Consider the following 22,252-nt stretch of genomic DNA (forward strand, 5'->3'; position numbering starts at 1 on the left):
GTGTAGTCAGCCGTTTTTTAGAGGATGGTGAAAAATGGATGAAATGAAAACATTGCTAACAGAAATAAGTCGAGCCAATTCGCTTGTGGAGCTGAAGGGACTTCATGAGAAGCTGGAGAGGAAAATGAAGGAACAATTAAAAGGATATAATGTGCCGGAAGAGTTTGTTTATTCATTGTCTGAAGTGCATGATACTATTGTGAAAAAAGCTTTGTATTTTGCTGAATGTGAAACTGCACATTCCAAGGTTGGAGAACGGCCGAAAACGTGGTGTTGGTTTGTAATGGGAAGCATGGGAAGGAGAGAAGCGACAATTTGGACGGATCAAGACAATGGAATTTTATTTGACTGTGAGCAAGGGAAAGAACAAAAGTGTTATGCGTATATTCAGCAGTTTGCTGCAGTAGGGACAAAATATTTACAAGCTGTCGGTTATCCGTTTTGTCCGGGGAATGTGATGGCGACCAATCCACGCTGGTGCAATTCACTTCAAGATTGGCGCAAAAAAATTTATAACTACCTTGCTGATCATTTCCCTAACGATATTCGCTTTTTATTAATGGCAGTGGACATGCGGCCGATTTATGGAGAGTTTCAATTAGCGGAAGAGGAAAAACAACGGATGACAGAGCTGATTTATCAACGCCCGATCATTTTAAAAAGAATCGGCGAACATTCATTATTTCCGAAGCTCCCCCTTGGGTTGTTTGGTCATTTTTTAGAAGAACGCTATGGCCCGTATTATGGACAGTTCAATTTAAAGCATAGCGGATATGTCCAGCTTATTAACTGTGTAAAGTTTCTTTGTTTATTTGAAAATATCACAGCGGAAACAACGTTAGAACGGATAGAGAAATTAAAGACAAAGGGAGCGATACCTCATGCACTACTCGAAGATACTAAATATGCCTTTTTACAATGTTTATATTTTCGCTTGAAATATGACGCACAATACGGACAGCATGACTATTATATTCACGGTGAAAAGCTGAATAAAGAAGAGCGATGGAAACTGAAAAAAGTGATGAAGACGGCGAAAAAGCTGCAGCGCTTCGTTTTGAAAAAGGCCGGTGGAATGAAGGATGTATGAGCAACGGGGATTCCGCCAATGGGTTAGCCGCCTGTTGTCGTTAGGGCTGCCGAAGGAACAGCTGTTAGGTGTATCGGAAAATAAATACAGTGCGTTTCATCAAGAAGCTTGGATTCGTAATCTTTTAAAAGAGGCGCAAAGAAATCGGCTTCATCTTCACGTATCATTAGAAGAGGTTCCGTTTTTTATATTGGATACAGAAACGACCGGCTTTTATCCGCAGTTAGGCGATGAAATTATTGCGATTGCTGCGGCAAAAACGATGAACGGAACTATTCAAAATTTTTATTTTAGTCTCATTAAGCCGGGGCGAATGATTCCGCATGAAATCACTAAGCTGACGGGTATAACGGACAAAGATGTTGAATCAGCACCACGCTTAGCAGAGGAAATAACAAAATTATTGGCGTTTCTCGAAAATGGAGTGATTGTAGGCTACCACATTGGCCATGATCTCGTATTTATTAATCATTTTCTTTGGACACAATATAGAACGAAGCTCACCCATCGGTATTTTGAAATGAAAAGCATATTAGAAATGTTGTATGGAAAAGGGGCATTTCCAACACTTGATGATGCGCTTCACTATTACTCCATTTATTGCGAAAAACGGCATACGGCAGATGGAGATGTAAGGGCGATGACTGAACTATGGGGATATTTGCTTCAGGAACTGAGGCAAAATGGAATAGAGACGCTGCATGATTTGTACAGCGCCCTAAGCTTATGTTGAATTTGTCATATTTTTACCTGTCAATCGGAAGATAAGAAGATACATGAAAGCATCATTTAATAACTTTTTTATATAAAAAATTGTAAAAGACCGGGGCAAAGGATCATATTCATTTCTCTTTCCCATTCAGCAGGTTATGCGTGTTATTTTTTTTAAAATAGAATTAGAATTGAATACAAAATAAAAGGGCTGACTAGTGTCAATCCCTACAATTACAATACGATTTGCGTATCGTTTGTAAGAGTGGACACTTATGAGTCAGTCCGCTTGCTCTGAAAGCTTTTCATAATACTCCTCTAAAATAGAAATGATTTCAATATACGGCGGAATCATGTAAAATGCCTCTCTTTTTTTTATTTGTTATTGCTATTATGGACGAAAGGAAAATTTTTTAAACGTTATACTTCAGGAGTAGGGGTTGGTTTTCCGTATCCTTCTTTATATTTTTCATCAATCATTTTACGGATTTCTTTTACAGATTTTCCGTTGTTAAATTCATAAATCGATTCAGCAGCAATTTCCAGGCAAACTCCGCATTTTGTTGCATGGTCGTCCCATGTTACTGAGCCGTCCTTTTTATTTTCAAACACAAAACAATCATAGTTGTTCATATGTCCCGCTGAATCACCGCATCCGCAATAGCATGGAAGGTTTTCGAGCAACTCTTGATGTTTTGCGGCTTGTTGGTAAAGAACAGCCATTTCTTCTTCATGTTTGCTTAAGAAGCTTGGCAAATGTTCGCTCGATTTCGTTGTCTCGCGAATATCTCCAGAGCTTGTCATATGATGAGCGGAATGCTCGTCTTTTTTTTGTGCATTTTCGTCCGCAGAGCAGGCGCTCAGCAATAAATTTACCGAGAATAGGCAAGCCGCAATGGCAAGACTGCGTTTCATCGTTTCCATCGACCCTCTCTATCCTTTTTTCTTCACAAAGATAACATACATGCGGTCCCATCGGCAACAAAAGTGTTTCTTTATCATGAATTTTTTGATGGATTTGAACAACCGCTGCAGCCGATTAGCAGAGAAGAATGAGTAAGAGTATAAGAAGCAAAAAGGACGGATTGCTGCAATTTAGTAAATATAGTAAAACTTATATATAAGAACAAATGTTTTTTGTTAGATCGGAGAAGGAGAATAAAATGAAAATAAATGAAATACAATCAAATTGTTGCAACAAGAGTTTGAGGATGTTGAACTATTTATCTCGCAACAAGGTTTTATGCCAAATCAATAAAACAATCAGACGATAAAAAGGTCATTCTCATAAAAAACGGAGAATAACCTTTTTTCTATTAGTTTTCTATTAGTTTTCCAAGAAATATTTTTCGATATCGTCTAACATTAAATGAGCTGCTAGTACACCACCAGCTGTGTTCCAAATCGCATCGCTTACTTTATATACTTTTCCTTGTTTGGCAACATTTAAGTTTTTGAATAATGGATCGTTAATCCATTCTTCTTCCACTTTTGTCGCTTCACCGTTGCCTTCTTCATAAGTGAAGTAGAAGAGAATATCGCCGTCCATTGCCGGGATGCGTTCTTTTGTAACGCCTTTTTCTGCAAAGTCATTCACATTTTGTGATTCAGGGCGGGCAAATCCTAGTTGCTCTAAAATAACACCGGAGAAGGAATCTTTATGATAAATGCGCACATCGCCAGCCATAAAACGTACAATTGATACTTTCATATTTAGTTTGTCACCTAATTTTGCTTTTAAATCTTCAATGCGTTTGTCATATTGAGTGATTACTTCTTTTCCTTTTTCTTCTTTATTTACCGCTTTTGCGTATAACATAAAGTTTTCTTTCCAGTTACCTCTTAGCGTTTCGGCAAATACAGTAGGAGCAATCGCCTTAAGCTGCTCGTAAATTTGTTCATGGCGCATTTTATTGCCGATGATTAAATCAGGTTTTAAAGCAGCGATGGCTTCTATATTCGGCTCTCCTTCTGTCCCGAGCTCTTTTACGCCATCCATTTTGTCTTTAATATGATCATACCAAGGGTTTCCAGTCCAAGATTTAACCGCACCAACAGGTTTTACACCAAGTGCCAATAAAGCTTCCGTTCCTTCGTTTGTTAAAATAACAACGCGTTTTGGAGTGCCTTTGATTTCAGTTGTTCCCATTGCGTGTTCAACTGTATAGGAAGTGGATTCCTCTGTTTTTGGTTCTTCTTTTTTCGGCTCGGCTTCTTCTTTTTTTGTACCGCCGCAGCCGGCAAGAACGAAAAGAAGAGCAAAAACAACGGCTGTTAGAAAAGCGAATTTGTGATGCTTAAACATTATGTATTACCCCCTGTTTTTGATAATGATTTTCATTTACAAAAAGATAATAACGGCAATGAAAATCATTGTCAATGCATAATTGAAAATAATTTTCAAAATCATTGACACTGATAGTCATTATCAAATAAACTTAAAATTGTAAGATTAAGAAAAAGGAGAAAGCAGGAAAGATGCTGTTAAAGACAGATAGAAATCGCTTGGTTGGCTTTATCTTTTTTGTCCTATTGCTGTTAGTCAGCATTGGGATCAGCATTGTCTATGGCTATACCGATACAAGCTGGAAAACAGCGATTGAAGCGTTTACCAATAACAACGGTTCAAATGAACATATTATTATAGAAACGGTTCGTTTGCCGAGAGCATTGATTGCTGCTGCAGTCGGAGCCAGCTTGGCGATGGCGGGGGCATTGATGCAGGCGATGACGAAAAATCCTCTCGCTTCTCCGGGACTTTTTGGAATTAATGTCGGCGCGGGATTTTTCATTGTCTTGTTTGTCAGTTTATTTCATGTAAACTCGCTGCAAGCGTTCACTTGGCTTGCGTTTATCGGAGCGGCTTTAGCAGCGGCTGTCGTTTTCGTCATCGGGTCGCTCGGCCGTGAAGGAATGACTCCTTTAAAATTGACATTGGCGGGAGCTGCTGTTGCCGCTTTATTTTCATCGCTGACACAAGGAATTTTAACAGCGAACGAAACAGCATTAGACCAAGTGTTGTTTTGGCTTGCCGGATCGATATCCGGGAGAAAACTGGAAATGCTGCTTGCCGTTCTTCCGTATTTTGTCATTGCTTGGACAGGGGCGATCGTATTCGCAAAAAAAGTCAATGTGTTGACGATGGGAGACGATGTGGCCCGGGGATTGGGTCAGCGAACAGAACTGGTGAAGCTGGGAATGGCTGTATTAGTTGTCCTGTTGGCTGGAGGAGCGGTAGCTGTTGCCGGTCCCATTGGATTTATCGGTATTATTGTTCCTCATTTTGCCCGTGCGCTCGTAGGAATTGATTACCGCTGGGTATTGCCGTATTGCGGAGTGCTTGGAGGCATTTTATTAATTGTTGCTGATGTGGCGGCACGATACATCATTATGCCGCAGGAAGTCCCAGTTGGCGTTATGACAGCATTTATCGGTACGCCATTCTTTATTTACATTGCCCGTAGGGGGATTTTGGCGAAATGAGAAAGTACATAGCTTTACGATTTAGCAAAAACATATCCTTTTTTCTGGACAAAAAAGCGATTATCGTTCAGTTTCTATTATTATGTTGTGCCGCAGCGGTTTTCATTATTAGTACAGGAAGCGGAGAAATGTACATTTCTCCACAAAATGTTCTGAAAGCATTGTTTGGCAGTGGTTCAGAAATGGAAAATCTTGTAATTCATTCTTTTCGTTTGCCGCGTATATTCGTCGCGCTGTTTGCGGGAATGAGTTTGGCTGTTGCAGGAGCGATTTTGCAGGGAATGATTCGCAATCCGCTCGCTTCGCCGGACATACTTGGCCTCACAGCAGGAGCCTCCGTTTTTGTTGTAGCGTTTTTTGCGATTTTCAGCGACAAAAACAACTCTTTAACGATCAGCATACATTGGCTGCCGTTAGCTGCGTTTCTTGGTGCAACCATTACCGCTTTACTTGTTTATAAACTTGCATGGAAAAATGGCATAACACCAATGCGGCTTGTATTAGTTGGAATTGGCATGTCCGCTTTCATGCAGGCAGGCACGACACTTTTTATGTTGCTTGGACCGATATATCGCGCAAGCCAAGCGAATATTTGGATCACTGGTACAGTGTATGGAGCTTCTTGGGAACATGTGAAAATGCTCTTCCCTTGGACAATGATTTTGCTAATGATCAGTTTTGTGTCGGCACGCCATATGAATATTCAAGAATTAGGGGATGAGCTTGCTGCGAGTGCAGGTGTTTCCCTGCAAAAACAACGTTTTGTTCTTCTGGCATTAAGCACGGCATTAACAGGTGGAGCCGTTGCCTTTGCCGGCGGAATTGGCTTTGTCGGTTTAATGGCTCCGCATATGGCGAGAAGGCTTGTCGGTTCATCGTTTGGGGCGCTGCTGCCGGTTGCTGCGCTTTTAGGCGCCATTTTAGTGATGCTTGCCGATTTAATCGGGCGTACGCTTTTCGCTCCTTTAGAAATTCCTGCAGGAGTATTTACTGCGGCTGTTGGAGCGCCGTACTTCATTTATTTACTTTATAAAAACAAATGAGGTGATCGCTAAATGAAAGATGTGTTAGAAACTAAATCGCTCACTTTGTCTTATGGCGACACGATTATTATTCATCAACTTGATTTTCGCATTCCAAAAGGAAAAATCACCGTTTTGATTGGCGGAAACGGCTGCGGGAAATCAACGCTGCTTCGTTCGCTCGCCCGCCTGTTAAAACCAACTGACGGTGCGGTACTGCTCGAAGGGAAAGCCATCGCGAAAATGTCAACAAAGGAAGTAGCGAAGAAGCTGGCGATTTTGCCGCAATCTCCGACAGCGCCGGAAGGACTGACCGTATTGCAGCTTGTCAAGCAAGGGCGATATCCGTATCAAACATGGCTAAAACAATGGTCGGAAGAAGATGAAAGAAAAGTTCAATTTGCTCTTGAAGCAACAGGGATGAAAGAATTCGCGGAGCGTCCAGTTGATTCGCTTTCCGGAGGACAGCGTCAGCGCGCTTGGATTGCAATGACTCTAGCCCAAGATACCGATATCATTTTGCTTGATGAGCCAACAACGTATTTAGATATGACGCATCAAATCGAAATTCTCGATTTGCTGTTTGAATTGAACGAAAGAGAAAAGCGGACGATCGTTATGGTACTTCATGATTTAAATCTTGCCTGCCGCTATGCTCATCATATCGTGGCGATTCGTGACAAAAAAATATACGCGCAAGGAAAGCCGGAAGAGATTATTACTTGCCAGTTAGTCAAAGACGTATTTCAAATGGATTGTCAAGTTACAATGGATCCGCTTTTTGGTACTCCGTTATGTATTCCTTATGGAAAAGGGAGATGTATTTTACAAAAGGAAGGCGTATCGTGATGATGTTTTCCGAAAGCGAAATCGCTCAATTAAAGAAGTTTCGGCTTTCTACGGAAGAGACTAATTCACCATTGTCTGTCCGCCTTGATCAACTGCTGTGCGAAGACCGTTTAACAGCCTATTTAGAAATGTTAAGGGAAAGGATTCACGCACCTAATAAGGCGGTTGCTGCTTCGATGTTCATGAAAAGATACAGTTTTTTGCTCATCATGTCTCTTTATGCCATGTCCGTTTGGAATAAGAGCATCCATTTTGACTTCAAAAAAATCTGGATGGAAAGCGAAGATGAAAACAAAGTATGGATGCCGACATTCCGCTTTGAAACGTTGGAATACACTAAAGCGGATAATGACCGTCAAAGCTGGCGCAAACAGGTGATGACTGACCTTTTTGCCAATCATACGTATGTACTCGTTGAAGTGCTCGCTGATGTGTCGAAACTGTCGAAACGGATTCTTTGGGAAAATGTTGCTATTTATATATTTTGGCTTTATGAATCGTTAATGGAAGATGAGAAATTTGCTGCAATACATGACCATTTATTTGCTGATTTTCACTTTATCGTTCAAGAAGCGGAAGGAAGTTTGTTTGGCGCCTATCACAAAAATCCGCTGTTTCGCTTTTGGAAGGAAAAGACATTTTCGATAGAGTTGCAGAAAGAGATTCGGGTGCGGACTACTTGTTGTTTATATTATCAAACGGCAGAAGATGGTGCACGCTGTCAAACTTGTCCTTGTCGTGTGTGAATATTATGGCGAACATCACCAAAAAGGTGATGTTTTTATGTATAGCAGACAACATGATTGTGTTTATAACTTTCAAAGGTATAGTATAGGTGAAGCAAATGTTAGATCCAGCTTGCCATACGGAAACAAAAAGGCTCTCTCTGCTCACAAAATGAATGTGATTGTCTTGAGCGAAAATTTTGATCAAATTTGTTGATTTGTGTATGTATTTTAGTGAAAATGAAATTGATAGACAAGCTATTTTGATAGAGTGAGAAGCTTATTATACAGATAGGATGTTGATAAGAGAAAATGATTTGGAGAGGTATTAGCTTGTATGACAGATAAATTCTCTGCTTTTTTCCATTACTTTGCTGATGCGATGGTTATTTTCGACCCGCAAGGAAATGTCGTAAACATAAACCCGGCATTTGAAGAATTATTTGGCTGGACGGAAGACGATCTGAAACAAATCGGCTTAGCAAATATCGATTTATGCGATTGGGAAAGAGCTAAACAAGTGTTTGAGCAGGTCAAGCGTGGCGAAATATTGCGCAATATTGAATTTAAAGCCAAAAAAATAAATGGGCAATCTATCCCGATCAGTGCTACTTTATCGCCGATTTTTAACGAAAAACACGAGGTGATATATATTACCTGTGTCTTCCGCGATATTACAAAACAAAAGGAAATAGAGTCTGCCCTGCAAGATAGCGAACGGCGTTTTCGTCTTATCGCTGAACATTCCTCTGATTATATACTTATGTTATCAAATGAAGGAAATTTAACATATGTATCTCCTTCATATAAAAACGCTTTTGGAAATTTATCTGAAACAATTTCTAGAGAAGATTTGTTTTGCTCGGTTTATCCAGACGATATTCCCATGTTAAAGGAAAAATTGCAAAAACTATATACAGATTGTAAGCCTCAGACAGTGGAATTTCGCAGGAAGTCTAAAAATGGGGACTGGATTTGGCTTGAGGCCCAAGGCACACCGATTTTAAATGAAAAAAAACAGATTGACTACGTAGTGATTGCTGCTAAAAACATAAGCGAACGAAAAAGATACGAAGAAAAGCTTCGCCAGCTTGCTTATTTTGATTCACTGACAGGCATACCGAACCGTTCTTATTTTGAAAAACATGTAAAAGAGCTGGTCGGGCAAAATTGTACGTTTGCCCTTTGTTTTTTAGACTTTGACAAGTTTAAATGGATTAACGACCATTTTTCTCATCAAGCTGGTGACTATTTTCTAAAAGAAGCGGTCAATCGCGTGCAAAGCGTGCTTCGTCCTAATGATTTTTTTGCCCGCTTAGGCGGAGATGAATTTGTTTTATTGCTGCCAAAAGTGACAAAGGACGAAGTGACAGTAATGGCGGAAAAACTGATTCAGGCATTTCATCAGCCTTTTTATTATGAACAGCAGCTGATTCAATCGACTCTTTCAATTGGCATAGCTTTTTATCCAACGGACAGTGCGAATATTGATAAACTGATGAAGTATGCAGATAAAGCGCTTTATCAAGTGAAGGAGCAGGGGAGAAACGGCTATTATTTTTATCGTCCGCTGCAAAAACGCAATGCCATTATTGAACAAGATTTGCCGTTTGCGATTATGAGGAAACAGTTTTATTTATGCTATCAGCCGAAAATCGAACTTGACAGCGGAGTGGTGATGGGCGTCGAGACATTAATTCGCTGGAGTCATCCAGCATTAGGAGAGATCAGCCCGCTGGAGTTCATTCCATTGGCAGAAGAGAGCGGATTTATCTTTGAAATTACGCTATGGGTGTTAGAGCAGGCGTGCAGGCAAGTGAAGGAATGGCAGCGTCATTTTACAGACTTGCATTTAGCGGTCAATCTTTCGCCGTACTTGTTAAACCGCAAAGAGTTAGTTGGTCATGTGATGAATGTATTAAAACGTACACAATTTAAGCCTGTCCACTTAATTCTTGAAGTGACGGAAAGCGGCTTGATAGAAAATATCGAAACAGGAAAAAAGATTTTAACCGAGCTGAAAAATATCGGCATACAAGTAGCCATTGATGATTTTGGAACCGGTTTTTCTTCATTGGCATATATCCGCAATTTGCCGGTGTCTCTTTTAAAGATTGACCGCTCCTTTATTAAAGATATTGCCGGCAGTTCAAAAGATGCGACGATTGTTGATACGATTATTCATTTAGCGAAAAGTTTAGATATAAAAGTGTTGGCTGAAGGAGTAGAAAACAATGAGCAGGTATCGCTTCTTCAGCAAATGGATTGCGATTTTGCCCAAGGATTTTATTTCAGCCAATCGCTTGAAGCGGAAAAATTAAAAAAATGGCTGGAGGAACATAACGCAAAGGCTTCAACTCGTTAATGGAGGCTGTTTCAAAAATCAAGGGTCAGACCCCACAACCATAATATATAGGACATAACATAGGATAAGAACACTATTGGATTATTCATGAGGTCAGTCCTTTATGAGACAGCCACTTTTTTCATGTAATTAAGGCGCGAATGGGAAATACATGAAATAAACAATAAAAAGCGAAAGATAAGACAATGTTCAATACAATCCGCTAAACAGGAAAGTCAAAATGTTTAAGCGCTGTTTTAGTTTTTGGTCACTTTTCATTATTTTTCTGATTAACCTAAATAGAATAAGGCCGAACATAGAAAGCGATAACAGAATATAAAATGGGACAACCCATCTTTCAAGGATGAGTGGTAGCACCTGAATTTCGCCACTCTTGTTTGTCTAATGAAAATAAACCAATCTATAAACTCTCGATCATAAAAGCAGCAACCACTAAAATAAAAAATTTGCCAATCCATATTTTTTGTTTTTTTGATACCCCTCTTAGTAAAAGAAACACCATTAACAAATATACGAGGGCAATCCATTCCGTGTTTTAAGTTATGATGAGAAAAAATTTTGGGATTGCGGTCGAGTGGCTTGAAAAAACGGGCGAAATGAGATGAAACTGGAGGGAACAAATATGCTGACATTATATTTAACAAGACATGGGGAAACAGAGTGGAATGTACAAAAGCGAATGCAAGGGTGGCAGGATTCGCCGTTAACGGAAAAAGGGAAAAGGGATGCAGCGCTTTTAGGCAAACGGCTTGAATCGATTGAATTCGCCGCGATTTATACAAGCACAAGCGGCCGTGCGATTGAAACAGCACAATTAATCCGCAGCGGACGGCTTATCCCAATGTATCATCATGAAAATTTACGGGAAATCAACCTCAGGGATTGGGAAGGAAAAACGCATGATGAAATTGCTGAATTCGACCCGGTTGCTTACGAGCATTTTTGGAATAGGCCGCATCTCTATTCACCGCAGCGCGGCGAACGTTTTATTGAGGTCCAAACACGAGCCCTTCATGTCATACAAGATATCGTGAACCGCCATCCATCAGGCAATGTTCTTGTTGTGACGCACGCTGTTGTTTTAAAAACATTAATTGTCTATTTTAAAAACATGCCGCTTGCCGAGCTTTGGGAGCCTCCGTTTATGCAAGGAACAAGCTTAACGATTGTGCAGGCGGCGAATGGGACGTTTGAGCTTGTCACGGTCGGGGATGTGTCGCATTTAGAGATGAATGTTGAACGTTGATAAAAACCCCCCTTTACAGCTTTTGCGTATTTAAGGGGGGGATATAGCTCCATCTCAGATTTTCAACATATAGAGCCTATACTTTTCTCCCAAAAAATTAAATCAAAAACATGTTTATGACGCTATAGTATTGAAACAACTAAAGTATGCGCAATAAGGAAAAATTTTGAGCCGATCGATCGTAGAATCGTCCAAAAATATACATCCCTCACGAAAAGTGCAGAAAATATTCCAATGATTTTTTGAAAATGGATATAAAATTGAGAAAAAGGTGATATGCATGAACATTGTCATTGCACCAGATTCATATAAAGGAAGTTTGACGGCTGTTGAAGTCGGAACGATAATACAAAAAGCATTTTTGAGCGAATTTCCTCATGCAAACATTGAAGTCGTTCCGATGGCCGATGGCGGAGAAGGAACGCTTGATGCATTTATGTATGCAATAGGAGGAGAGCGTTTTTCTGTTGAGGTAACAGGGCCTTTGGGCAGCAAAATTGCGACGAAATATGGGGTGTTAGAGGACGGAAAAACGGTTGTTATTGAAATGGCGAAGATTGCCGGTTTGCCGATGGTTCCGCCAGAAAAACGGGACCCTTATAAAACAACGTCTTATGGGATTGGAGAGATCATCATTCATGCAATGGAAAAGGGGTACCGTCAATTTATTATCGGTTTAGGGGGAAGTGCTACGAATGATGGCGGTTTAGGGATGCTGCAAGCGCTTGGCGTTACTTTTATCGATGGCAATGGTGAAACCGTGAAACCATTTGGGGAGTTTGTAAAGAAGGTAGCGAAGGTTGATTTTTCATCTCTCCATCCGCTGGTGAAAGAATGCCAATTTCAAATTGCCAGCGATGTCGATAATCCATTATGCGGTGAAAGAGGAGCGTCGCATGTATTTGGTCCGCAAAAAGGAGCGACACCGCACCAAGTCTTTGAATTGGATAAGGCATTAGACCATTATGCGAATGTCATTGAAAAAGAGATTGGCAAGTCTTATAAAAACGTAAAAGGTGCCGGAGCAGCGGGCGGATTGGGCTATGCTTTTTTGCTGTTAGGCGGAAAAATGATGTCAGGCTCCCGCATTGTTGCTGAAGTGACGCAGCTTGAAGAGAAGATAAAACAGGCTGACTGGGTCATTACGGGGGAAGGACAAAGTGATTTTCAAACGCTCTATGGAAAAGTGCCTTCTTATGTAGCGGCAATCTCAAGACAATATGGAGCTAAACCGATTCTTATTTCCGGTAGTCTTGGGACAGGGTATGAACAATTGTATGAGCAATTTGTCAGCTGTTATTCGATTGCAAGCGGACCGATGAGTTTAGAACAATGTATAAAACAGGCAAAAGAATTGCTTTTTACCCAGGCAAAAAACGTGGCGAGATTAATTAGAGCCGCCTCTGTTTAGAAATTTATGCTAAAGCTAGAAGAGGCTGACCCAAAAGAAGTGTCAGATCTCATAACTATAATGATAGGATATAGCATGGATAAAAACACTATACGAGAGGTCAGACACTTGTGTCAGCCCCCATAAACAATAGAAAACGTAAATGAAAAGGCAGCGAAAACTGTTTAAGTTATGTAGATTCTGTATCAAGTGTTAAAAGAGCATCAAAATAGTTTTAAAGATTTTTGAGCAAGTAAATAAAATATTCGTTCATCGTTTTTTCTCTTTATTAATTAATGTATGTTAATGTTTCAGTCTTCCGCTAATTCCGACGCAAGAAAGCCGATGACGAGCTCATCAATGATGATAGGGAGAGTAAACGATTGTCGCAAATTCCCCGCCGTTGATGATTATTATAAGAGGATATTCGGATACAAATTCTTCTTACTTCATAAGTCCTTCAGCCATATATTTCGTTTTTGTACTGTGTTTTTTTATTATAATTTCGTACGTTATCCTACTCTGTTTTTATAATACGCTCATACTATAAATTTTTCATTTTATACATTTATATTTCGAGGAGTGTCAATACGGGAGAAACAAAACATACAGGACCAATCAAATTAGATCAACGGCCCGAGCCATCTCTTTAAGGAAGCTTGATGCCGATGGGGCTTGGAAAAGTTACATCATATCATATTCACGATATGTCAAAGGTTTTCATTTTCGCGAGGATTCGTTATGCCTTCTCACAGAATATATATTTCAATTATTTTTAAAATTATAAAAATTATTTGAAAAATAGAAAAAGAAGTGATTAAATAATAAGTAGTATCCATTTAGATAATGGCAGTGAAACAATAGAAGGGGTTTTTTACTAAATTAAAGAAACAGTGTTTCTTATTACAGAACAACAAGGGGTGTTGGGATTGATTGCCACAGAGTTTTTATTGGAATTAAAGTCGATTTTACGCGACAGCCAAATTCAGGTGGAAGAAAACGAAAGCCATCCGCTGGGGAATAGCGGTCGGGTAACGGTTTATCCGCAAACAGAAGAAGAAATTGCGAACGTTTTAAAGTATGCCGACAACGGCGGAAAAAAAGTAACGATTGTCGGCGGCGGAACAAAGAGAGGATTTGGCGGGTTAACGGAATGTGCTGATATTTTGCTTTCATTGGCGGACTATAAAGGTGTTGTCGAGCATACCGTTGGCGATATGACATTAACGGTTAAGTCGGGGACGCCGTTTCAACAATTGCAGGAATATTTAGCTCAATATAACCAAACGATTGCTTTAGACCCGGCATGGCCGGAATATGCAACGATTGGCGGAGTCATTGCGGCCAATGACAGCGGTCCGAAACGATTTCGTTATGGCTCTGCCCGAGACAGCGTCATCGGGATGAGAGTCGTTTATCCGAATGGAACCATCATCCGCTCAGGTGGCAAAGTTGTAAAAAATGTGGCCGGTTATGATATGAACAAGCTGTTTATCGGTTCGATGGGGACGCTCGGAGTAATAGCGGAAGTAACGTTGAAGCTTCGTCCGCTGCCAAAATACGAAAGCCTCATTCTCTTATCGTTCCCGGAAGGAAATATTGAAGAGATTCGCGCTTTTGCTGTGAGGTTGCTGGATTCGATGATGGAACCAACGTCCCTTGAACTGTTAAGCCCATCCTTATCGGAACGGTTAACCGGTAAGCGGACTTATACATTAGCGATCGGCTTTGAAGATGTCGAAAGCTCCGTCCATTATCAAGAAGATTTTGTAAAGCGCATTCAGCCGTCAAAAACAAGCATGGCCATTTTGCCACTAAAAGAAGCGCGAGTGTTTTGGCAACAATTTTATACAATCGGTCCGAATGGAAGACAAAGCGGAGACGGCCAAGAAATAGAAGCTGCCTTGAAAATCGGTGTCGTTAACCTCGACGTCCTTCAAGTCATCAAAGAAAGCCACATCTTGCAGGAGGCCGCGAATGTAGCCATTGAGGCGCACGGCGGTCTAGGGCATGGGTTATGCCAAGTATATGTAAAAGGGACAGGCGAAGATGTTGTCGCCGTCATTGAACGGTTTCGACAGTTTGTGACACCGCTTGGCGGATACGTGATTGTGAAGCATTTACCGTTTGCGCTGCGGCAAAAAGTAGACGTTTGGGGTGAAAAACCGTCTTATTTCTTCCTATTAGAAGGAATTAAAGCAAAAATTGACCCGAATCATACTCTTAATCATAGACGATTTGTAGGAGGGATCTAAAGTGAGTGTAAGAGAAAGCGATTTAAAACAAGCACCTGCATGTACAACGACGAGCCTGGGCAATTATCTTTGGAGCGATCCGCCTGATGAAAGCAAATGGGCCGATTGCGTTCATTGCGGCATGTGCTTGGAATCATGTCCAACTTATGAGCAAACCGGACAGGAGCAGCATTCTCCGCGCGGACGTGTCCATCTCATTAAATCGGTTGCCGAAGGAAAGCTGGAAGTTAATGAAGCTTTTGCAGATCCGGTTTTTGCCTGTCTTGATTGCCGGGCATGTACAACAGCTTGTCCTGCTGATGTCGATGTCGGAGGGCTCATTGAAGAGGCGCGCGGGCAAATTCGTCAGGCGATGCCATTAACCGGCTGGAAGGGAGCGGTAAGTAAATTTTTCCTTGAAGGAGTGTTTCCGCATCCAGATCGCCTGCATTTATTAGGAAACTTGTTAAAGTTTTATCAAAAGAGCGGATTGCAAAAGGTGGCGCGCAAAACGCGGCTTATCAATATTATGCCTGAACATTTAGTGGAGATGGAAGCGGTTTTACCGGAAGTCAAACAGCCGGTGCGCAAAAAATACAAACAGGCGGGCGTCATTAAAGCAAAAGGGGAGACGAAGCGGACTGTTGCGCTTTTAACCGGATGTGTCATGGATGTGATGTTCAGCGATATTAACGAAGCAACGATCAATGTGTTAACCCGTAATGGAAATGACGTAGTGATCCCGCAAAATCAAACGTGTTGTGGAGCGCTGCATGTTCACGCAGGCGACCGCGAAACAGGAAGAAAGCTGGCGAAGCAGAACATCGAAGCGTTTAAAGATGCTGAGACGGTCATTGTCAATGCAGCAGGCTGCGGCTGCATGTTGAAGGAATATCCAGAACTGTTCCGCGAAGACGATGAGTGGCGTGAAAAAGCAGAACAGTTTGCTTCGAAGGTAGAAGACATTTCCAAATATCTTCATGACACAGGCTATGAAAAACCAAAAGCGGAAATCAAGACGCGGATTACGTATCATGATGCATGCCATTTAGCCCACGGCCAAGGTATACGTCAGGAGCCTCGCAGCATTCTCCTTAGCATTCCCGGGGTGGAAATGGTTCATATGCCAAATGCTGACCGCTGCTGTGGAAGCGCCGGCATTTATAATATTACGAATCCAGAAATGGCAGGAGCTGTACTTAAAAGTAAAATGGAGTACGTTCCTGAAGACGTCGAAATGATTTCAATGGGAAACCCTGGATGTATGCTGCAAATGGCGCTGGGGGTGCTGAAATACGGAAGAAATCAAAAAATTGTGCATACGGTTCAGCTGCTTGACTGGGCATATCAAAAAGAGGAGCGTCTGAAGGGGGTATAATCATGGCTGTAAAAGACGTGCAAATCAAAGATAAACATATCGAAAATCTTGCGAAAATCGTTGGCGGCGCTCAATCGATTCTTTACAAAAAAGAGGATTTGCTTGCATATGATTGTGACGGTTTTACGATTCACCGGCATTTGCCGAAAGCGGTTGTGTTTCCAAAAAGTACAGAGGAAGTCGCACAGATTGTGAAATATTGCCATGAAAATGATTTGCCCTTTCTTGCCCGCGGAGCAGGAACGGGTTTAAGCGGCGGAGCGATTCCGTTGAATGGTGAGGTGGTCATCAGCTTAACAAAGATGAAGCGGCTGCTAAGTGTCGACCTTGAAAATCGACGTGCGGTTGTGGAGCCGGGTTTTGTAAACCTCAAATTGACACATTCGATTTCTGATAAAGGCTACTATTATGCTCCCGATCCATCAAGCCAATATTGCTGTACAATTGGCGGAAACGTTGCTGAAAATGCCGGGGGAGCGCACTGTTTGAAATACGGCGTGACGACAAATCATATTTTAGGGATGGAAGTCGTTTTGCCGAATGGCGAAATTATCGAAATTAGCACAAATGGAGTTCTTGACCCTCCTGGATATGATTTATTAGGACTGTTGACGGGCTCGGAAGGAACATTAGGAATTGTGACAAAAATAACAGTTCGCATTTTGAAAAATCCCGAAGCAAAACAAACCGTGTTGGCTTATTTTGATAAAGTTTCCGACGCAAGTCAGGCTGTGTCTGATATTATCTCTGCCGGAATTGTTCCCGCTGCTCTTGAAATGATGGATAAAACAGCAATTGAGGGAGTTGAAGCGGCGGCGTTTCCAGTAGGACATCCGAAAGACATCGAAGCGCTGTTGCTTATTGAAGTCGACGGCATTTCCGCCGGTATCGATGAGCAGATTGATGAAATTTTAAAAGTATGCAGAAGACGAAATGTTCGTGAAGTGAAAGTAGCGCAAGATGAGAAGGAAAGGGAAAGATGGTGGGCGAATCGCAAAACAGGCTTTGGAGCGATGGGGGCGATTTCTCCTGACTATTTAGTACAAGACGGAGTGATTCCGCGAAGCAAGCTGCCGGAAGTGCTGGAGCGAATCAAGCAAATAAGCGAAAAATATGGCTTGCGCATCGCTAATATTTTTCATGCCGGAGATGGAAATCTTCATCCGCTTGTTCTTTTTGATGCGAGAAAGCCAGGAGAAACAGAAAAAGCGCTGGCAGCTGGGAGCGAATGTCTGCAAGTTTGTGCCGATGTCGGCGGCTCCATTACCGGTGAGCATGGAGTAGGGATTGAGAAACGCGAAGAAATGCGCTTCATTTTCACCGATGAAGAAATTATTGCCCAAACCAATATTCGTGATGTGTTCAATCCGAAAAACTTATTAAATGCTGGAAAATTATTTCCAACACCAGGGCGCTGTGTAGAAGTAAAAAGAAACGAGAAAACGAAATAATTTTTTGAAAATTATTGAAATAACCACAATTTTATGCTATTATTTTTTTAAATAAATTACGAAACAATGTTTTTTAATAACAAACAAAAGTTGATTTCTCCGTAATACGAGCAAGCACTCTTACTAAATCGTTCATTATGAAAAGGGGGAAATGTTTTTATGCAAAACTATGTGAAAGTAGGCAACCTTCAAGTGGCCAGTATTTTCTATGATTTTATCAATACGGAAGTTCTGCCGCAAAGCGGGGTGGACAGTGAACAATTCTGGGCGGATTTAGAAACGCTAGTAAAAGATTTGACACCAAAAAACAAAGCGCTGCTTGCCCGCCGCGATGAAATTCAAGAAAAGCTGAACGAATGGCACCGGCAGCATAGAGGAAATTTTGACTTTGACGAATATAAATCATTTTTGCAGGAAATTGGCTATTTAGAGCCGGAAGTAGAAGATTTTCAAATTACGACTGAAAGGGTCGACGATGAAATCGCTTTACAGGCCGGACCACAGTTAGTTGTTCCTGTCAGCAATGCCCGCTATGCACTGAATGCAGCGAACGCGCGCTGGGGAAGTCTTTATGATGCTCTTTACGGAACGGACGCGATCAGTGAAGAAGATGGCGCACAACGCGGAGAACGTTACAATCCGGTCCGCGGTGAGAAAGTGATTGCCTATGCAAAACAATTCCTTGATGAAGCTGTACCGTTAAACGGATGCTCTCATAAAGATGCTGTCAAGTATGCCGTCGTCAATGGCAAATTGTCTGTTTCCGTTAAAGACGGCCGGACAACGAGCCTTCAAGATGAAGAAAAATTTGTCGGCTATCAAGGAAATCCGGAAGATCCATCGGCTATCTTGCTGAAAAATAACGGTTTGCATATTGAAATCCAAATCGATCGCAGTCATCCTGTCGGCAAAACAGATACAGCCGGTGTAAAAGATATTTTATTGGAAGCTGCGCTGACGACGATTATGGACTGCGAAGATTCTGTCGCTGCCGTCGATGCAGAGGATAAAGTGCATGTATACCGCAACTTGTTAGGTTTAATGAAAGGAGACTTGACGGCAACATTCACAAAGGGAAATAAAACAATCACGCGCGCGCTCAATCCTGACCGCACTTATACAACGCCAAGCGGAGAAGAATTGACATTGCCGGGCCGTTCGCTCATGTTCGTACGCAACGTTGGACATTTGATGACCAATAATGCCGTATTAGATCAAAATGGCGAGGAAATTTATGAAGGAATTTTGGATGCAGTTGTCACAAGCTTAATTGCGAAACATTCTCTATTAGGCAATGGCCGCTATAAAAATTCCGCAAAAGGCTCTATCTACATTGTTAAACCGAAGATGCACGGTTCAGAAGAAGTCGCTTTTGCGAATGAACTGTTTGACCGTGTTGAAGATATGCTCGGACTGGAGCGAAATACAATTAAAATCGGTGTGATGGATGAGGAACGCCGCACAACGCTGAACTTGAAAAACTGTATTTATCAAGTAAGAGATCGCATTGTGTTTATTAATACCGGATTTTTAGATCGAACTGGCGATGAAATCCATACTTCGATGGAAGCAGGACCGATGATTCGCAAAAATGATATGAAAACATCAACATGGCTGCAAGGATATGAGAAGTCAAATGTAAGCGTTGGTCTTGCCTGCGGCTTCCAAGGACGGGCGCAAATTGGTAAGGGAATGTGGGCAATGCCGGATATGATGGCGGAAATGCTGAAGCAAAAAGGCAGCCAGCTTCAGGCAGGTGCCAATACGGCATGGGTGCCTTCTCCAACGGCAGCCGTCTTGCATGCGATCCATTATCATCAAATCGATGTCACAAAAGTACAAAATGAATTAAGCAAAGAATTTAAAGATTTTCGCGATGAAATTTTACAGATTCCAGTGGCGGCCAATCCTAATTGGACTCCTGAAGAAATTCAACAAGAGTTGGACAATAACGCTCAAAGTATTCTTGGATATGTTGTCCGCTGGGTAGAGCAAGGAATTGGCTGCTCGAAAGTGCCGGATATTAACAATATCGGGCTGATGGAAGACCGGGCGACATTAAGAATTTCCAGCCAGCATATCGCGAACTGGCTTCACCATGGAATTTGCACGAAAGAGCAAGTGCTTGAGACGTTAAAGCGCATGGCGAAAGTCGTCGATGAGCAAAACGCTGGTGATCCTGCATATCGGCCAATGTCTGAAGACTATGACAACTCAGTTGCCTTCCAAGCGGCATGCGATCTCATTTTCAAAGGCTATGAACAGCCAAACGGTTACACGGAGCCAATCTTGCACCGCCGTCGCTTAGAAGCTAAAGCGAAGTTCGCAGTAAAACAGTAATCTACGATACAAAGTAGCTGAGAGAGGCTGTCTCATAAGGGGCTGACTTCACACAAGTTTCACAATATATCGTTCATTTATCCAATGTGATGTCCTATATATTGTGTTGTGGGGTCTGACCCTGGGGCTTTTGGGACAGCCTCTTTCATATACACAACGCTGTGAGTGGGGAATGGGAAAAACTGTTGTGCGATCAGCAGTTTTTGCTGAAGCTTTGCTTGATAAAAGAGTTTCAGCCGCGAGCCGCTGGCAAAACCGGAGTTACTCATAACTAACATGAGAGGAGTTAAGCGATGAAATTTGCCAGATTTACTGCCAATGGAGAAACGTATACAGGTGTGTTAACGGATGGTGTAATAAGGGAAATTCAAGGGGATATGTTTAGTGAATGGGAATATACAGGAAAAATCTTTTCCAAGCACGAGGTCAAATTTCTTGCTCCGTTAGAGCCGAACCAAATTATCGGAATCGGTGCAAACTATGTCTCAAAAAAAGAAGAGCTTCCTGCTCTGCTGCCGGAAATTCCGGTATTTTTCTTCAAACCAACTTCATCGGTGATCGGACCTGAAGAAGAAATTATTATTCCAAACGGAATTGACCAAGTCAAGTTTGAATCAGAGTTAGCGGTTGTGATTGGGAAGGAAGCGAAGCATGTTCCTGAATCAGATGTATTGGATTATGTGTTCGGTTATACCGTTGGAAATGATGTAACCGCACCACAATTTTTTCATCAAGACGGCCATTGGACGCTTGGGAAAGCATTTGATACATTTACGCCATTAGGTCCGGTAATTGAAACGGAACTCGATCCTTTCAAGGTGAATGTGAAGGCAAGACTAAACGGTGTTGAAAAACAAAATAGTCCGACTGAACTGATGATTATTCCAATCTGTAAAATGATCTCCTATCTGACGAATATGATGACGCTGAAGCCGGGGGATGTGATTTTAACAGGAAGTCCGGTAGGAGCCGAGTTTGTCAAGGCAGGGGATATGATTGAATGTGAGATTGAAGAGATCGGAACGCTCCGCAATACGTTTGCTGCAGCAAAAGAATGCGCTAAAATTCGTTAATGATCGCTTAAATGCCCGGGGATAAATGTTATAATGAATTATCATGTTTTATGCTAGAGGTGAGAGAGCATGGAAAGAGAAAATATGGTCAAGTCTGTGAGCCGGGCATTAGATATTATCGGTATCGTCAGTTCAGAAAAGAATGGCTTAGGTGTTACAGAAATTGCGAAACAAATGGATATTAATAAAAGCTCTGTGTATCGGATTTTATCGACACTTGTCCAATACGGATATATGGAGCAGGATGAAGAAACAAGCCGCTACAAGCTTGGCTACAAATTTTTGGAGATGAGCTCGAAACTGCTCGAATCGATCGATCTAAGAAAAGAGGCGAAGCCATATTTACAACAATTGGAGAAAGAAACAAATGAGGTCATTCATCTTGTTGTATATGACCAGGGCGAAGTGATTTATATTGAAAAGTTAGAAGGAACGGAAACGCTGCGCATGCATTCGAAAGTCGGCAAAAGAGCTCCGATGCATTGCACGGCAGTAGGAAAAGCGATCTTAGCGCATTTGCCGTCCAATGTTGTGCTCGATATTTTAGAACGTAAAGGAATGCCAAAGCATACGGATAAAACGATTACCAATCAGGATGAATTTTTGAAAGAGCTCGCACAAGTAAAACAAAAGGGATATGCGCTTGACTTAGAGGAAAACGAATACGGGATTCGCTGTATTGCTGTACCGATTTTTGATCATGCAGGAAAAGTCGTTGCCGCTGTCAGTATCTCCGGTCCGACAATCCGCATGACCGATGAACGAATCAAACAACTGCAACCGAGAATGCTGCAAATCGGTAAACAAATTTCCGCAAGGCTTGGATATATATGAAAATGTTAAAATGTTGCTCGGTATCTGATTGGAAGATATCGAGCTTTTTTGTTGCAAATGA

The 22,252-nt window shown here is 41.6% G+C and carries 17 protein-coding genes; 15 read left to right on the forward strand and 2 right to left on the reverse strand.

From position 1 onward, the window contains the following. Positions 1–34 precede the first annotated feature (34 nt). Positions 35–1,090, forward strand: a complete 1,056-nt coding sequence (locus B0I26_RS14700) for a DUF294 nucleotidyltransferase-like domain-containing protein (RefSeq protein ID WP_111646172.1) — start codon at positions 35–37, stop codon at positions 1,088–1,090. Continuing rightward, positions 1,083–1,823, forward strand: a complete 741-nt coding sequence (locus B0I26_RS14705) for an exonuclease domain-containing protein (RefSeq protein WP_111646173.1) — start codon at positions 1,083–1,085, stop codon at positions 1,821–1,823. Before B0I26_RS14700 ends, B0I26_RS14705 begins: the two co-directional genes overlap by 8 nt. 398 nt (positions 1,824–2,221) lie before the next feature. On the opposite strand, the gene B0I26_RS14710 is transcribed toward B0I26_RS14705, so the two are convergent. Both B0I26_RS14710 and B0I26_RS14715 read right to left on the reverse strand, forming a co-directional pair. Further along, positions 2,222–2,716, reverse strand: coding sequence for a PCYCGC motif-containing (lipo)protein (locus tag B0I26_RS14710; protein WP_111646199.1), 495 nt, complete (start codon positions 2,714–2,716; stop codon positions 2,222–2,224). 412 nt (positions 2,717–3,128) lie between these two features. Beyond that, on the reverse strand, positions 3,129–4,106 hold the full coding sequence (locus B0I26_RS14715) for an ABC transporter substrate-binding protein (RefSeq protein ID WP_111646174.1): 978 nt from the start codon (positions 4,104–4,106) through the stop codon (positions 3,129–3,131). 173 nt (positions 4,107–4,279) lie between these two features. On the opposite strand from B0I26_RS14715, the gene B0I26_RS14720 reads away from it, so the two are divergent. The 13 genes from B0I26_RS14720 to B0I26_RS14780 all read left to right on the forward strand — a co-directional run bounded on the left by B0I26_RS14720 (position 4,280) and on the right by B0I26_RS14780 (position 22,191). Further along, on the forward strand, positions 4,280–5,284 hold the full coding sequence (locus B0I26_RS14720) for a FecCD family ABC transporter permease (protein ID WP_111646175.1): 1,005 nt from the start codon (positions 4,280–4,282) through the stop codon (positions 5,282–5,284). Then, entirely contained in the window at positions 5,281–6,327 is a 1,047-nt protein-coding gene (locus tag B0I26_RS14725; RefSeq protein ID WP_111646176.1) for a FecCD family ABC transporter permease, read from the forward strand. The genes B0I26_RS14720 and B0I26_RS14725 overlap by 4 nt, the downstream gene beginning before the upstream one ends. A gap of 12 nt (positions 6,328–6,339) precedes the next feature. Then, the gene (locus tag B0I26_RS14730; RefSeq protein ID WP_111646177.1) at positions 6,340–7,155 is read left to right on the forward strand and encodes an ABC transporter ATP-binding protein; all 816 of its coding nucleotides are present in this window, start codon (positions 6,340–6,342) and stop codon (positions 7,153–7,155) included. Beyond that, positions 7,155–7,901, forward strand: a complete 747-nt coding sequence (locus B0I26_RS14735) for an IucA/IucC family C-terminal-domain containing protein (protein WP_111646178.1) — start codon at positions 7,155–7,157, stop codon at positions 7,899–7,901. Before B0I26_RS14730 ends, B0I26_RS14735 begins: the two co-directional genes overlap by 1 nt. 316 nt (positions 7,902–8,217) lie before the next feature. Beyond that, positions 8,218–10,245: a sensor domain-containing phosphodiesterase gene (locus B0I26_RS14740; RefSeq protein WP_111646179.1), complete on the forward strand. Its 2,028-nt coding sequence runs from the start codon at positions 8,218–8,220 to the stop codon at positions 10,243–10,245. 622 nt (positions 10,246–10,867) lie between these two features. After that, on the forward strand, positions 10,868–11,491 hold the full coding sequence (locus tag B0I26_RS14745) for a histidine phosphatase family protein (protein WP_111646180.1): 624 nt from the start codon (positions 10,868–10,870) through the stop codon (positions 11,489–11,491). Between the two features lie 280 nt (positions 11,492–11,771). Then, positions 11,772–12,902, forward strand: coding sequence for a glycerate kinase (locus tag B0I26_RS14750; protein WP_111646181.1), 1,131 nt, complete (start codon positions 11,772–11,774; stop codon positions 12,900–12,902). Between the two features lie 908 nt (positions 12,903–13,810). After that, positions 13,811–15,136 (forward strand): FAD-binding oxidoreductase, encoded by a 1,326-nt coding sequence (locus B0I26_RS14755; protein ID WP_111646200.1) that lies wholly within the window; start codon positions 13,811–13,813, stop codon positions 15,134–15,136. Position 15,137: 1 nt separating this feature from the next. Then, on the forward strand, positions 15,138–16,493 hold the full coding sequence (locus B0I26_RS14760) for a (Fe-S)-binding protein (protein ID WP_111646182.1): 1,356 nt from the start codon (positions 15,138–15,140) through the stop codon (positions 16,491–16,493). 2 nt (positions 16,494–16,495) lie between these two features. Further along, positions 16,496–17,944 carry an FAD-binding oxidoreductase gene (locus tag B0I26_RS14765; RefSeq protein WP_111646183.1) on the forward strand — a complete coding sequence of 483 codons (1,449 nt, stop codon included), beginning with the start codon at positions 16,496–16,498 and terminating at the stop codon, positions 17,942–17,944. 159 nt (positions 17,945–18,103) lie between these two features. Beyond that, positions 18,104–20,284, forward strand: a complete 2,181-nt coding sequence (locus tag B0I26_RS14770; RefSeq protein ID WP_111646184.1) for a malate synthase G — start codon at positions 18,104–18,106, stop codon at positions 20,282–20,284. Between the two features lie 293 nt (positions 20,285–20,577). Further along, on the forward strand, positions 20,578–21,357 hold the full coding sequence (locus tag B0I26_RS14775; RefSeq protein ID WP_111646185.1) for a fumarylacetoacetate hydrolase family protein: 780 nt from the start codon (positions 20,578–20,580) through the stop codon (positions 21,355–21,357). A gap of 69 nt (positions 21,358–21,426) precedes the next feature. Further along, complete coding sequence (locus tag B0I26_RS14780; RefSeq protein ID WP_111646186.1) at positions 21,427–22,191, forward strand: IclR family transcriptional regulator; 765 nt, start codon at positions 21,427–21,429, stop codon at positions 22,189–22,191. Positions 22,192–22,252 lie beyond the last annotated feature (61 nt).

This window comes from Paranoxybacillus vitaminiphilus (assembly GCF_003259935.1).
Lineage (GTDB): Bacteria > Bacillota > Bacilli > Bacillales > Anoxybacillaceae > Paranoxybacillus > Paranoxybacillus vitaminiphilus.